A 14,920-nucleotide genomic window follows, 5' to 3' on the forward strand; every position below is an offset into this window, starting at 1 on the left:
ACGGCCAATCAGAAAAACATGAGATCCTTCCTCGCAAAGTTCACCGTATTGGGCGGCGCCGTCCCGGAGCTATGGGTTATCTTCGCAAGCAAGGTGCTGGCGATCCTCGCCTACAGCGTGATGAACATGACCTTGGTGCTCTGGCTCTCCGCGGACCTAGGCTATAGCGATACGGAAGCAGGCTTTCTCATCGCGGCCTGGTCGTCGCTCATGACGCTTTTCACCGTGCTGGTTGGATCCTTTGTCGATGCCGTCGGTCTGCGCCGGGCTCTGCTGCTTGGTTTCGCTATTAGCATGCTCTCACGAGCTATCATGACCTCTACCACGGTAGCGTGGCTCGCTCTCCCGCTCGGCCTCATGCCGCTGGCACTGGGTGAGGCCTTATTGACACCGGTTATGGTCGCCGCGGTCAAGCGCTTCTCTACGGCGCGCCAGCGCTCGATGGCCTTTTCGGTATTCTATACGGCGATGAACGTCGGGTTCGCGGGCGCTGGCTGGATCTTCGACGCGGTACGCCAGCAACTCGGCGAATACGGCAACTACAAACTTCCACTGCTCGAGGCCACGCTGAGCACCTATCGCACGCTGTTCCTCGTAAGCGTGGTCTTGTCCGGCATCGGCTTAATCGCGGTATATCTTAGTCTTCGGGATGAAATCGAGGTCACCGATGCGGGCGCCCGGAGCGGCGCTCTTGAGACTCGCCCCGCCTTCGCCTACCGCGATGCGCTACGACGAGCGATGCGCCTCTTTACCGGGCTCTGGCAGCAACCCGCGTTCTATCGTTTCCTCGTCTTTTTAACGTTGGTCGTGGGCGTGCGTCTCATCTTCTACCACATGTACTACACCTTTCCCAAATACGGCATCCGCGAGCTCGGCGCGGGCGCCCCGATCGGTCAGTTATTCGGGGTTCTGAACGCCGTGATGATCATCGCGCTCGTGCCGGTGGTCGGGGCGCTCACGCAGGGGATACCGGCCTACCGCATGGTCAGCTTCGGCAGTCTCATCGCGGCGCTTTCGGTATTTTTCATCGCCGTACCGCCCGCGATCTTCGAGCCGCTCGCCACCAGCCGGGTGGGCGATCTCATCGTGCACACCTGGCTGGGGATCCCCGGAATCGTGGATCCCCGCTACATGGGTATTTTCCTGTTCGTCTGTTTCCTCTCCCTCGGGGAGGCGCTGTGGTCACCGAAGCTCTACGAGTATACGGCCGCGATCGCTCCGCAAGGCCAAGAGGCCTCCTACATGTCGCTCTCCTTCCTGCCGTTTTTCATCGCAAAATTCTTCGTCGGAATGCTCTCCGGGTTTCTGCTCGGGAACTATTGTCCCGAGGCAGGCCCGCGCGATTGCGAAACGTTATGGTTGCTCGTCGGCCTCATGGCGCTTATCACGCCCCTCGGTCTGTTCGCGTTACGGCGATATCTTCAGGGCGACGAGCCGGAACGCGTCGGCATCAGGCCCGCCGCTTGATGCCTCGAGCGTTCGACACGCACGAGCGGTTCATCGGCGCACCGTGGGGTGGTTTGGTTGAATTAATCAACTCCTTCGCCGATAACACGGCAAAACCTGAATCAAAGCTCTTCACGGCGTTTTTTGACTCAAGAAAGATCTTCCTCGATGCCAAGCTTCTTGATTGTTTCCGATACGGAGGATTTCCGCGTGCTGCTCGCGCAGTTGCTCGCAATCGAGTGGCCAGACGTGGAGGTAGAGGATTGGGTATTTCGCTCGGAGGATAAAACCCCCACACCTTGGCCCTGGGTTGACCTCGTGCTGCTCGACTGTGGCGCGAGCCATAGCGAGGGTTTGGAATGGTTGCGTGGGGCGCCTGCCTCTCCCGAGCGCCCGCCGATCATTGCCCTGACCGACCCCGAGGACAGCGAAGCGGCAGCACAGGCCGTGGCCCTCGGCGCCGCGGCGTGCCTGTCGCGGAGGGACGTGTCCGGGGTGCGACTGACGGCGGCGATTAACGCTGTGCGGCAGCGGCAAATCGCGGGCGAAGCCTCGGCCGAAGCCGCCGTGGACTCGGAGAAAACCCTGCTGCTGTCCGAACTCGGGGTCGAACTCCTTCCAAGCGCGACGGTCGCGGATCCACCCGGTTCCGGCGATCACGCGCGCATCAAGATCGACGGCTACCGGGTGATCCGGGAACTCGCTAAAGGCGGCATGTCCATCATCTTCCTGGCGAATCACTTGCGGGCCGGGACAACGGTGGCCTTGAAGGTACTGGACGAAAAACTGCTTGAGGATGAACAGTTCATCACGCTATTTATACGCGAGTATGGTCTGATCGCCAGCATCCAAAGCCGCTACGTGGTCAAGATCTACGATCAGGGATTCACCGATTTGAACGCCTACATCGTGATGGAGTATTTCTGCCACGGCGCGCTCAAGGAGCGTCTCAAAAGCAGGGCGTTCGCGCGCCACGAGGCGATGGCCGTATTTTACGAGATTCTGATGTCGCTCCGGGACATACACGCCCACGGTATCGTACACCACGATCTAAAACCGCAGAACATCATGTTCCGGAGCGACGGCGGCTTAGCGCTGATCGACTTTGGGATCTCCACACGGCTCGATACAGACCCCAAGCAAGCGGTCTTGGGCACGGAGACCTTACTCGGTACGCCCCACTACATGAGCCCCGAGCAATGCGAGGGGCGGCAGGGCGATCACCGCAGCGATCTCTATAGCACGGGCGCCATCCTTTATGAAATGCTCACCGGCGCCAAGCCGTTCACTGCGCGGGATTGGGCCGCCTTGCTGCGCCAGCACATAAACGCGCCGATCCCGCGTTTACCAGCCCAACTAGCGGCCTATCAAGCCTTAGTCGACCGCTTGCTCGCCAAGCGGCCCGAGGAGCGCTATCAATCCGCAAGCGAAGTGCTCGAGGCGGTCGATCGAAGCTTCGTGCCCCCCGCAGCCTGAACCGCGCGTACCGGCGCCGACTGGGCGTCCGCCATCATGCCGCGGGACGCTGTACGAAACCAGCGATTTGATCAAGTAACTGTTGCTCTACGTAGGGCTTTCCTAGGAAGGCATCCACCCCTAAACCCAAGGCGTGGCGGCGATGTTTTTCCGCCGCGCGCGAGGTAATCATAATGAGCGGCACGTGCGCCGTTCTTGGGCTCTGCTTGAGCTTGCGGGCGAGATCGAATCCGTCCATGCGCGGCATTTCTATGTCGAGCAGGATCACATCGGGCAGGCTGACAGCCATTTGCTCCATGGCATCCATTCCATCGCGCGCGGTCGTGACCTCGTAACCGTATCGTGACAGCAAGCGTTCCGTGAACTTTCGGACGGTCAGAGAATCGTCCACGACCATGACCAGTGGCGCTCCCGGTGCCCGGGCACGGGCGGAATCGGCCGCGCGCTGCGCCGCGATCGCCGCCTCGTTCCGATGCGCCAGCTGGACTGGATTGAGAATTAGAACGCTGCGCCCATCACCCAGGGCTGTCGCCCCGAGGATCCCCGGGACCCCGCTGAGCTGCGGGCCCACGCCCTTGATAATGACCTCGCGGTTACCAATGACCTCATCGACCAAGACCGCGGCGTGTGCGCCGCCCTCATGGAGAAGCAAGAGCTTCTGTTGGCGCATGACACTCGTCACGCACGCCGAATCACCGAGGAGCCTGGGCAGATAATGGACTGCCGGGTACTCGCGGCTAGCATGAACAAAAGGGCGCCGATGCTCATTCCCTTCCCGATGCTCGGCCTGCGCTTCAAGAACTTGCTCGAACATGGCCGAGGGGATGGCATAGAGGGCGCTCCCGGCACGCACCAGGACCGCATGCACGATGCCGTGGGTGACCGGCAGAAACAAGGAAAAGCAGGCACCGGCGCCTGCTTCAGAGCGTACCTCGATACGGCCTCCCGCGGCGGTGATAGCATCCAGCACCGCATCCATGCCCACACCGCGGCCGGCGAGCCCGGTTACCACTTCGGCGGTCGAAAACCCAGGAGAGAAGATGAGATGCATCGCTTCCTCATCGCTGAGCGGCGCGCCCTGTCCGATCAGCCCCTTCTCCACGGCCTTGGCGCGTAGGCGCGCCGGATCGAGCCCCGCGCCGTCATCGGATACCGTGATCACGATGCCGGGCGGCGCCTGGCGGACGGTTAAAACCACCTTGCCGTGTTCGGGCTTGCCCGCCCGCACGCGGACAGCGGGGCTCTCGATGCCATGCACAACGGCGTTTCGCAAGAGGTGCTCGAGCGGCGCCACGAGCTGGTCTAAGAGAGCGCGATCGAATTCAAGGTGCTCGCCGTGAATCACAAGACCCGCGTCCTTACCGACCTCGCGGGCGGCCTGCCGCACGACGCGGTAGAGGCGGTCCGCCACGCTTCGCAATGCCAACGCGCGAACGCACATGAGGTCCTGATGGTGTTGCCGGGTGATGCGCCCCTGTTCGGCGAGGGCGGCGCCGATGCGTTCTATACTCTGGTCCAAATGCTGGTGCAGGATGCGGCTGTCGCTGATGCTTTCGGCCATCATGCGCGCGATCTCCTGGACGCGCGTATAGCGATCCAGCTCCAGCGGATCGAATCCATCGGTGCTCGCTTGGCGCTGGGGCAGACGCGAATGAATCTGACTTTCGGTTTGGATTTCAATGTCGTGCTGCTGTTCCCGTAAGCGCGTAAGAACGCCCAGAAGATCTTCAAAGCCGCGCTTGAGTTGCGCCATTTCGGCCTCGACCAGCGAACGCGCGATGCTGATTTCGCCCGCCTGATTCAGCAATCGCTCAACCATGTACACGCGTACTCTCAATAGCGAATCACCGGAAGCGCTCGGCGGAGCCTGCACGCGCGGACGCATGGTGCTCGTTAGCCCCGCTGGCACAGCTGTCGGCGGGGCGTTGCCCGGGACATCGCGCCGCCGGTCGAGATCGGCCCGAAGACGCTCGATGGCAACCGCCACCACATCGAAGCGATGCTCAAGATCGTCAAATTCGCTAGCCGGCGGAGCGCCGGTCAAGGCCTCCACTCGCCCCTCGAGGTGGTGGACGAGGTCGCCGATGTCCATGACACCCGCCGTATGAGCACTGCCTTTGAAATTGTGCAGAACCCGGCGTAGAGCCTGCGGCGCCTCGCGCTCCGACGGATCGGCTCTCCATGCGCGCAACCCGGCGCCTATGGCGGCAATGCATTCCCCGCCTTCCTCGACAAACACCGACAACAGTTCCGCGTCCGCGCCCTCGTTCCCATGCATTGCCGCGACGGGCGACGCGACCGGTCGGCCCGGCATGAGCGGCGCCGGATCGGTGGTCGTGTTGCAGACCACCGAGCCTCCTGCTGCATTTCCGGTTGGGCTCTTGGCGGTCATTGCTTCTACCAAGGACACGATTGCGCCGCTCACCGCCGCCCCCTGAGAGACTATTTCGCCGGAGGGCGCTTGCCGCTGCCGGAGCGCATCCAGCATGTCGCCGACGAGCGCCAGCGCCTTGTGCATCAGAACACGGGCCGGTTCGTCGAGATGCTTGGATTGCCGGATCAGCGTGTCCAGCCACTGCTCCAGTGCATGCGCCAGATCCGCGAGGTACGGCAGCCCGACGGCGCGGCTGATGCTCGCGAGGGTATGCGCGGGCCGTACGAATTCAGCGTCGAGCGCCGCCTCGGAGTGCTTGCTGAGATTATCGACTTGGCCCATTAACCGCCGGTGATGCTCCGCGGCCTCTCGTTGGAAAATCGCGAATAGGGCAGCCGGAACGGCCGCGCTACCGATGTCGATATCCGGCTCCACGATGTCCGAAATTATTGCCGGGGTAGCGGTTGCGGCCACCAGCGCGCATAGATCGCTGCCTTTCATACGCGCGGCGCCGGCCAGTAACTCCGCGTTGTCCGCATCAACGCAGCCATCCCGTTTGAGTGCCCCCGTCCACTTCGCGAACCGCTGCTGAGCCAGGACGAGGAGATCCAACAGCGCCGGCGTTGTCGGTCTATGCAGTTCCAGCCACGAGTTCAGCATATCCTCCAAGGCCCACGCCGATGCGCTTAGCGCAGTGAGCCCGATCATGCGGCTACTACCCTTGAGGGTGTGAAAGCCGCGCCGGATCTCGGTCAAGGCCGCATGATCCGATAATGTCTCGCGGCAACGTTGCACGTGCTGAGAAAGCGCCGCCACGATCTCGTCCGACTCCTCGATGAATACGGCCAAGAGCTCATCGGCCTCGTCCGCAACGCGTACGCTCGCCGTCGGTGGCGCTTGAGATTCGCCTTCCGCCGGCGCGTTGGCGAATGGAAGCTCCTTGCGCTTTGGGACGCCGGCGCCGGTGATTGGCGCCTCGGTGTCCCGTAAACCCAAGAGATCGAGCCGCTGGAAATCGGCATTGCCGCATCGCTCTACGAGCGTTCGGCAATAGAGTTCTAGGCTGCAGATAGCCTCCGCGGCACGCCACGTCCGCTCCTCCGTGAGGGGGAGGTCGGGTTGCGCAAGCTCGGTAACCTGGCCGTGGATCTTAATCGCCAGATCCGCGGCCCGGTCCAGTCCGAGCATGCGCAAGACCGCGCTGCACGCGGAAAGTGACAGACCGAGAGCGTGAAGCTCACCGGCTTTCGATCGATCGACAAGAAACTCCGCCAGTACCTGCTCGGCATGCTTGATCCGTGCGAGCACCTCGTGCGCGGCTGGCGCGGTCGAGTCCGAAAGCCAAAACATCGGGGAAACCACCATGCCATCGGCCGCATGGGGTTCCGCGGACAGACGGGTGGTTAAAGCTTCGATCCCTGCGGCGATCGACGGGCCGATGCGAGAAAGCTCGCTTGCGTTCTCCGCCGCGAGCAGCGCACCGGCGATCTCGACCGTCCATCCTGCCATGGCGGGCGACCGTGGGGTCGAGGCGCAGGCGCAGATGGCTTGCAAGAGGCCCTGCACGTTGCCGAGCGAATGAGTGTTCTGCGCCGCCCGTGTAATCTGTTCACGGAACTCCGCGAGAGCCTCGCTTCGGCCTTCACAGAACTCTGCCCAGGCGCTTTTCCCGGCCCGCAACGCCTCGCGAAGCTCACCTCTCCCGGGTGCCGGGATCGCCCCAGCGGCAAGCTGTTCTGCCGTAATAGACAGCAGCGAACCTAAACCGAATGGAACGATGACCTCGCGTAAGCGGGCGCTGCCCGTTGGGGGCATCGCGATCAGGGCCAGAATATCACAGAGCAACGGGGCGTCGCCCGCTAAGGACCCTGAGCGCAGGCGTCTTAGCTGCTGTTCAATGCGTGCGCAAAGTTTCTTGGTGCTTACGTCTCCCGGTATGATGCTCAGGCGCAGGCATTCAATGAATATCGCCGCCAAGCGCCACAAGCTTCGATGGGGTGCAGGCCGCAGGCGCGCGACACGAGCGAGACCCTGATGCATCGATTCGATGCCCGTGGAACCGTCGCGCAGCCAGCCTAGCAGCCCACGCTGATACGCCTCGTGGCCGTGCCTGAGCAATGTCTCGGCGTCGTCGCTATCGGGCCGCTCCTCTTGTAACTCTTGCAGCAGCGGATGCGTGGTCGCGGTACCGGTTCCAAGCTCGCTGACCGCGGCACCGAGGCATCCCGCTGCGACGGCTGCGGCCTTCGCGTCCGACGATGCACCGCTCAAGGCAATCTCGGCGAACTCGAGGAGAAAACGCGCCTGCACCGGTGCCCCGACCATCTCAAGGACCCCGGTCACCCGGCGTAGCCTCGCCCCCACTTGCCGCAACGCCGTGTTATCGGGCAAGCCGTTTGAGCACCGTCCGATGGCCTCCCTGACCTGGGTGAATTCCGCGCATAGCGTCCTCGTTACAATTCCGAGCCGCCCGGGTGCGAAGGAATCTCCCCTGATCATCGGATTCGCCGCCTCGCCATCCAACTACAACTGGAATCTGGCCACCGATCCGCGGAGTGCGCGGGCGGTTTCCCCGAGCTTGATGACAGAGGTTACGATTTGCGTGGCGCTGGCCGTCGTCTTATCCGTAACCTCCAGGATTTGGGTCATCCCGAACGAGACTTGTTCGGCGATTTCGGTCTGCTTCTGCGTTGCCACCGAGATCGACTGGACCAGGTTTGCGAGCCGCGGCGTCACGTTCTGGATATCCAAGAGTGCTTGATTGACGGTCACGGATAGTTTCGTTCCTTCTACTACCTGGTTGGTGCTTTGTTCCATGGCAACCACGGCATCGGCGGTATCGGATTGAATGCTCTTGACGCGTGCGGCGATCTCCTTGGTGGCTTTCGTAGAACGCTCGGCCAGGCGTTGCACCTCTTCGGCCACGATCGTGAAGCCGCGGCCGGCTTCGCCCGCGGCCGCCGCCTGGATCGCCGCGTTCAAGGCGAGCACATTGGTTTGCTCGGTAATGTTATCGATGAGGGAGACGATGTCGCCGATCTCCTGCGAGCTCTCCCCGAGACGCTTGATGCGCTTGGCCGTCTCCTGGATCTGCGCGCGGATCTCATCCATGTTAGCGATGGTGGAACGCACGGCCTCGGCCCCGCCGTTGGCGGCGTTGAGCGACAGCATGGCCACGTCCGCGCAACGCGAGGCGTTCTCCGATACCTCCGCGATCGACTGCGCCATCGTCTGTACCGAGGACGCGGTTTGTTTGATCTGCTCCGACTGATCTGTCGTGGAGACGGCCAGCACGTTGGCGATGGCACGGCCACGCTCCGTGGACGCCTTGACTTGCGCCGATGCCTTGTCGATGCCCTGGACTAGATCACGAAGCGCCTCAATCGTCACGTTGATAGAGTCCGCGATCGCCCCGGTGATCTCCGCGCTTACCGTGGCCCGCGCCGCCAAGTTGCCGCCGGCGACCTCGCCAAGCTCATTTATGAGCAGCAGGATCGCCTGCTGGCTTCGCTTGTTTTCAAACACCACGCGCTGCGCTTCCCCATCGCGTTCCGCCGCGGCCCGTCGCTGAGCCCGGCAGAGCGCGCCTAAGGCTAAAATCGCGAGGAAGCAAAACCCGGCAGCGAGCGCGAGGCGCGCCCATAGCGTTGCCCTGAGACCGGTCATCCTGGCGGCCAAGCTCTCGTCCAAGGCCGCGGCGCTCGCGCGTGCGAGCGCTAACAGACTATCAAGGGCCCCGACGATGGCGTCGCTCCGGGCGCCAGAATCGACGCCGGTATCGTTCGCTGCCGCAGCATCGCCCGGCACCACAGCGGCCGATCCGGAGACCGGAGGATCCATCGGTGCAAAAGTTGCCAGATTGATAAGCGAGACATGCGCAGCCTTGGCCGTGGACCGGACTGTAGGCCGAAACGACCCATCCACGCCGGTTGCGCGTTTCACGCTGTCCTGCAACTGCTCGGCGAGCATCGAAACTACGCCCGAATTCAAAGCCTCCGTGATCCCATACACGGCCGCCGGTATGTTTCGTGTCAGAATTTCCTGAAGATAATAGGTATCGGGGTCTGGGTCGATTGTCAGATGCGATCGGTCGGCCACGTCGCGAATCAGCGCGGCGCTCCGCATCAAAAGGGCGCCGGTCGCGACTTGGCGTTCGGCGGTGTCCATGCCGACAAGGCCGCTCATGATCCGGCGCCAGTCGGCCTCCGTTTGCCTCCAAAGCTGACCGACCCCCAACATCGCTCCGAGGCGCTTGTCGGCCGCGCTCACCGCTTGGCGCGCTTCATCGATTGGTTTTGTAAACTCAGGGTCGGACACACGTGTGCCACCGCGGCCCGGGACGGCCATCCACGCTCGATAGACTTGCAAGCTCCGCTCAAGTTCGAGCAAAGGGACGAGGTACTCGATTCCCATCCTTTCTTTCCCGGCAAGGTCGATGCGCGCATTCAGATCGGTGCTGACGAGGTAGATCAAGGCGCAGACGGGTAACACGAACAGCATCCCGCTGATCCAGTACGCTCGGTTCAGACGGGTGCGCCGGAATCGAAAACGCGATGCCTTTGAATCCTCGCATTCAGTCTCTGGCGGTAAATTTAGGGTAATCGCTTCAGCACTCATAGTATTCGCCTGCACGAGATGGTCCTACAGGGCCTAGCAAAGGTCCCTTGATCCTGTTTGTGTTGGAGCCCGATCATGCGCGGTCGCTTCGGTTCGCCGCCTGATAGAAATCCGAATCGCCGGCCAAGCGAGTCATATCGATCGTTCGCCACAACACCCCGACTTCGTCAACACGCTCCCCCGCATGCCACGGAAACTGGTCGCCTTGGCCGGCATCACGCGAGACCTCCCCGACCCGCCTCAGTCCAAGCACACGGGAAACCAGCAGACCGAAAGGTACCGTGAGCCTCGGACTGGCGAGAATGATGCGGCTTTCCACAGTGATCGGTGTAATGCTTGCCTGCGTGCGAAACGCGGCTAGATCCACAATGCTGTAAAAAATACCGCGGACATGGGCAAGACCCCGAAACCAGGGTTTGGTGTGGGGGACGGCGACCAGCGCGGGCACCGGTAACACTTCGCTAATATCGAGTAAATCGCACTCCCAACATTCTTCGCCCGCTTGGATACCGAGCGCCGAGCGACCGGGCGCGGTGTTTACCGTGCTCTGTAAGCGCACCGCAAGCCGCTTCTGGAACTCCACCAAGCTTATCCGGTCCAGCATGGCTTTACGACAGAGCTTGGATCTTGCCGAGCAACTCGGCGGCGTTGATCGGCTTGATCAGGTAATCTCGCGCCCCCTGGCGCAATCCCCAAGTCTTATCGGTTTCTTGACCCTTGGTGGTACAGATGATGATGGGGATATGCTGCGTTGCCTGATCTCTCACGATCGTGCGGGTGGCCTGGAAACCGTTGATTCCGGGCATCACGATGTCCATCAGGATCAGATCGGGCAACAACTGCTTGGAACGGGCGATGGCTTCTTCCCCGCTTTCGGCCATGAAGACGGCATAGTGATTCTTGGTCAGAATTTCCGACAGAACCGCGCGGTCAGTGGGCGAATCGTCCACGACGAGAACATTTTTAATCGGCATGTCCGGCAAGCATTCTGATCATGACACGGTCCTGCATGCGTACGTTGCCACCGCATTCAGCAGGCTGTCCCGAGTAAAGGGCTTGGTCATATACTCATCGGCGCCTAGGAGCTTGGCGCGAGCGCGGTCAAAGACATTGTCCTTGCTGGTCAGCATGATGACAGGTGTCGCTTTGAATCGGGGATGCTGTTTGACCACGGCGCAGACCTGATAGCCGTCGAGTTTTGGCATCATCACATCCACAAAGATAAGATCTGGTTTAAAATCCGGTATCTTGGCGAGTGCGTCGAAACCGTCTTCGCCGTAAGCGACTTCGCAACCCGCCTTGCGGAGGAAGATGTCGGCGCTGCGGCGGATCGTGTTGCTGTCGTCCGCCACCAGCACCTTGATCCCGGAAAGGATTTTCTCAGTGCTCATTCGCGCCCTCTCATCCCTCGCTCATACGTATAGCTCAGCCGACGCTTGGAGCGTAGCGGAAAGCGTCGGCTGGAGCGCTTTGTTGGGCGGCGGCATAAGGTGAAGCACAGAACATTACGACTCAGGTATCGACATTTTATTTTGTCAAGGTGAATTCACACACTTGCGTGTTGCTTTCAATATCTGATTCCAGCGGTTCTCCAAGAATCACTTTATAGGTTCCAATCCCATTAAAAACCAGTTCGTAATCGGGCGCGCCAGTTCGCCAGCGATGAGCAACAAATGTTTTAGGCGAAATTTGTAAAGCCACGATGTTGCGAAATATATCGCTGGGAATGGCCTTTATTGTCGAATTCCCAAGCACTCGTTGCGCTATAAAAAAATACTCGCCATCAGGCCGAACGATGGCAAGTTCACCAGGATGAGATACCCCTATTTCTATATTTAGCAAATCATCACGTGTGAAAGTCTTTGGGCTACATTTAAGCTGATGAGTCGTAGCAGGTTCAGCAGCATGCCCCAGTTCAACAAATACCGACCAACAGGACATCGCAAGAAGTAACGCAGCGCTTCGCAGAGAGAAACGCTGCTTTAACACCATTGAATATTGTGCTTTGTTATTCATGGAAAACGTGTGTTACGCTGCTACTGTTGCGGAACCACGATAGTGAATGTTGCAGACGATCCCTGAGCCAAGATACCGGAGTTTGAAGTTCCGCCCCCTGAAAAAGTGAGACCGTCGTTTAGTGTTATTTCATAAGTTCCCACGTTATCGGGAGCGATAATAGCCGTTATTTTTAGCTGATGATTCCCTGGTATTAGGTTGTTTACTGCCAAGGTGTTTGATGCACCTATAGCAGTAGACCCAATGAGAATATTGTCCAAGAACACTTGGAACGCATCGTCGGCCAAGGACCCGTTATCTCGTACAGTAATACTTCCAGAGGCCAATGCATCAATGCACGGATCAGGATCGATGCGATTCTTGGACTTGAAAATCTGTCCATTAGGGACGTATTCAAAATGCAGATGTGGGCCAGTCGAGGTGCCAGTGTTATCCGAAATGGCGATACTTTGGCCCTTGGTTACCGAAGTACCGACAGCTACATTACGTTGCTGAAGGTGTGCATAAAGGGTTGCGCTGCCATCGGTATGGCGTATTACTATCGTTTCGCCGTAGCCACTTACCGTTTGCGATGTCGCCACGTTTCCATCTGCGGCCGATACTACATCGCTGCCATTGGGGGCACGGTAATCCACGCCTGTATGAGGCTTGACCTCCCCAGTTACAGGATGCTTTCGTGCCGGATTAAATGGGCTAGTCACGGTGCAACCGATGGACAATGGGCATTGTATTGACGCGGCTTTACATTCCGATGCAGTCGCTGCCGGTGAAATAGATGCTCTAAGCACAGTATCGAATGATAGTAGCGAAATCGCTGACACCGTCCGGTTGACCCCCGGGGTTGGAGCGAGGGTAATTATCGCCTCGAAATCTCCAGTGCTGTTCCTTGTATCAGAAAATATAGAAGTGGGTAATTCGGCAATAATTGTTTTCGTAGACGCATCAAACGTAGCGTCGAATAACTCAAACAAATCTATAGTTTCTTCGCCGCCGTCGCTCAGCAGTTGTGCAAACAGCTCGATCTGATGATCTGCTGGAACAGCGTTGAGAAAATCGTCGGGAACCGCAATTTCCACACGAACAGTATCCGAAACAGGAGGCTGCAATCCTGTATTAATACGAATTTCGTAAGCTAGTCGATTGGCAGGACGGAAAATACTCGTAAACTCATTGAAAGCAGCAGCGACCTCAGCAGTGCTACTTGTTGTTACTGTTACTTGAGTGTCGGAAGGGAAAGCTCCTGCCGGAAAAATTGCTTTCGCAACACCATCTAGGATGACTTCTCCGCCTTCTGGTTTTATTACCCCACTTCCCGACGATAGAAAAATATCCTTAATATCAAGCCCTCCTGATAAGCGCGCAAAATTTCTTGCTATCGCATCGCACGATTTATTGTTGCTGGGGCTGGATAAAACATCACAGTCATTTGCCTCCCAATAAGCTCTACAAAGACCAAGCAGGTTTCCGGTAAGACCAGCCTCTTCGCAGGCATTTTCTCTGGACGGCGGAACACCATCAGGTGTCTGAGCAAAAGCCATTGTGGCGGCTACGCTGCAAGAGATTGTTGTGAGAATCAACCGGTGAGTTACTTTATTCATGTAGAATCCTGATTTTTTCAAAAGGTCATTAATTGCGTCCCTATGTGCAGATAAGAACGCCTTGATTGTACTCATGCTTCTTTTACGCCCAACGCCGCAGCTCAGCCGCGCCGCGAAAGAACCAACCCGCGAACGCGCCTGCTGCAGTTCAGCGTCGGTTGCAGCGATCTCCCCCTTACCGGTGATCCGGCTGACGCACGCGAACGCGCCTGCTGCAGTTCAGCGTCGGTTGCAGCTGCTGGTTAGGCGTACCCGAGTTGCCGGTAAGTCTCATCTTTGTAGTAATACCAATTGCTGTCGTGCATTTGGTAGTGCTCAAGGGCTTGGGCGATGAGCTTTGCAGAAAACGGAACAAAGATCTCTCCGATATCGTGGATGATCGGCGGACATGTACCTTCGACGAGTCGTCTTGAGCCGTCGAGGTTGACGCCAATAACGGTGCACCCCTTCTCGATCGCCACCTCAGCTTCTCAGCGGACATATTTGTGCTTTGAGCGTGTGTCAGTGCCAATGAGCAGGACGTATTTACCTGCCATGTTGATGCGCTCTCCGCACTTCCTCTTGATGTAGTTCTCGTCTTCCGATTTGAGCTCTGATGCGAGCTGGCAGTCCGTGAAGCTGAAGTCGATGTGCTCATGTTCTTCCCACGCCTGCATCAAGCGGTAGTACCGAATATCCGTGCTGCTGAAGCCAACAAAAGTCCGCGGCAATCCCATAGCGTAAGCCTCCGATTCAGACGCCTAACTCGTGTTTGCACCTTATCGACCCGTTGGACTGGTTGCTTTAAGCAGCGCCTGGGCGCGGCCGACATCACCCATGCGAACCGCCCTTGGGGGTGCCGACGAGGTAGTAGACGGGCGGTTCGGCCGCGCGCATTTCTTCGAGGACCTCCTCGGTGGGGATCCCGCGGTCCATCACCCAGATGCGTTCGGCCTTCCCGTATTGCGTTTCGATCTTCTGTAAGAACATCTTGAGCGTGCTCCTGTCAGCGGTGTTCCCGGCAGCACTTCCTTCGACTTCGCTCGGTACAGGCTCCGGCGATGGGGAAACCCGAATCCCGGCCAAGAGGATGCCGATGGGGATGGTATCGGGTTTCGATAACCCTCCCCACACAACGAAGTCCACCACGCAAAAAAACGACCCAAGCTTATTCGCAATCGGCGTCGGGTAGGCTTAGGCCCTAGCCTTCGAGAAGGCGCTACGCTTGGGATCTGAAGGTGGCGCGCTCGACGCGCCGGGGTGGCGGATTATACGGGACAAAAAGCCTGACTCTCTCTCTCAAGAAACACATTTGAATAGCCTGGTACATAGCGTTATTTTTTAAGCCGATTGGGGATTGGGAATCAATTGAAAGCCAAGCTTTTGGGTCGTTTTGGTCAGATGTCTGAGGACC

Annotated in this window: 9 protein-coding genes and 2 pseudogenes; 2 read left to right on the forward strand and 9 right to left on the reverse strand. The window is 59.1% G+C overall.

Annotation, left to right across the window (positions count from 1 at the left end):
- Nucleotides 1-18 precede the first annotated feature (18 nt).
- Both M3436_01145 and M3436_01150 read left to right on the forward strand, forming a co-directional pair.
- Nucleotides 19-1,467 carry an MFS transporter gene (locus tag M3436_01145; protein MDQ3562786.1) on the forward strand — a complete coding sequence of 483 codons (1,449 nt, stop codon included), beginning with the start codon at nt 19-21 and terminating at the stop codon, nt 1,465-1,467.
- 147 nt (nt 1,468-1,614) lie between these two features.
- Nucleotides 1,615-2,922 (forward strand): protein kinase, encoded by a 1,308-nt coding sequence (locus M3436_01150; protein ID MDQ3562787.1) that lies wholly within the window; start codon nt 1,615-1,617, stop codon nt 2,920-2,922.
- A 34-nt stretch (nt 2,923-2,956) separates the two neighbouring features.
- Here the strand turns inward: M3436_01150 and M3436_01155 are convergent, their stop codons facing one another.
- From M3436_01155 to M3436_01195, 9 genes and pseudogenes are all read right to left on the reverse strand, one after another.
- Nucleotides 2,957-7,795: an Hpt domain-containing protein gene (locus M3436_01155; protein MDQ3562788.1), complete on the reverse strand. Its 4,839-nt coding sequence runs from the start codon at nt 7,793-7,795 to the stop codon at nt 2,957-2,959.
- 24 nt (nt 7,796-7,819) lie between these two features.
- A complete protein-coding gene (locus M3436_01160) occupies nt 7,820-9,913 on the reverse strand; it encodes a methyl-accepting chemotaxis protein (GenBank protein ID MDQ3562789.1) in 2,094 nt (697 codons plus the stop codon).
- Between the two features lie 73 nt (nt 9,914-9,986).
- Nucleotides 9,987-10,517 (reverse strand): chemotaxis protein CheW, encoded by a 531-nt coding sequence (locus M3436_01165; protein MDQ3562790.1) that lies wholly within the window; start codon nt 10,515-10,517, stop codon nt 9,987-9,989.
- Nucleotides 10,518-10,521: 4 nt separating this feature from the next.
- A complete protein-coding gene (locus tag M3436_01170; protein ID MDQ3562791.1) occupies nt 10,522-10,881 on the reverse strand; it encodes a response regulator in 360 nt (119 codons plus the stop codon).
- Nucleotides 10,882-10,905: 24 nt separating this feature from the next.
- Complete coding sequence (locus tag M3436_01175; protein MDQ3562792.1) at nt 10,906-11,304, reverse strand: response regulator; 399 nt, start codon at nt 11,302-11,304, stop codon at nt 10,906-10,908.
- 136 nt (nt 11,305-11,440) lie between these two features.
- Nucleotides 11,441-11,929: a hypothetical protein gene (locus M3436_01180; protein MDQ3562793.1), complete on the reverse strand. Its 489-nt coding sequence runs from the start codon at nt 11,927-11,929 to the stop codon at nt 11,441-11,443.
- Nucleotides 11,930-11,949: 20 nt separating this feature from the next.
- Entirely contained in the window at nt 11,950-13,602 is a 1,653-nt protein-coding gene (locus M3436_01185) for a M23 family metallopeptidase (protein ID MDQ3562794.1), read from the reverse strand.
- A 167-nt stretch (nt 13,603-13,769) separates the two neighbouring features.
- Nucleotides 13,770-14,243 (reverse strand): annotated as a pseudogene (locus tag M3436_01190) (TIR domain-containing protein).
- A gap of 17 nt (nt 14,244-14,260) precedes the next feature.
- A pseudogene (locus M3436_01195) lies at nt 14,261-14,526 on the reverse strand (IS1634 family transposase).
- Nucleotides 14,527-14,920 lie beyond the last annotated feature (394 nt).

Source organism: Pseudomonadota bacterium (assembly GCA_030859565.1).
GTDB lineage: Bacteria > Pseudomonadota > Gammaproteobacteria > JACCXJ01 > JACCXJ01 > USCg-Taylor.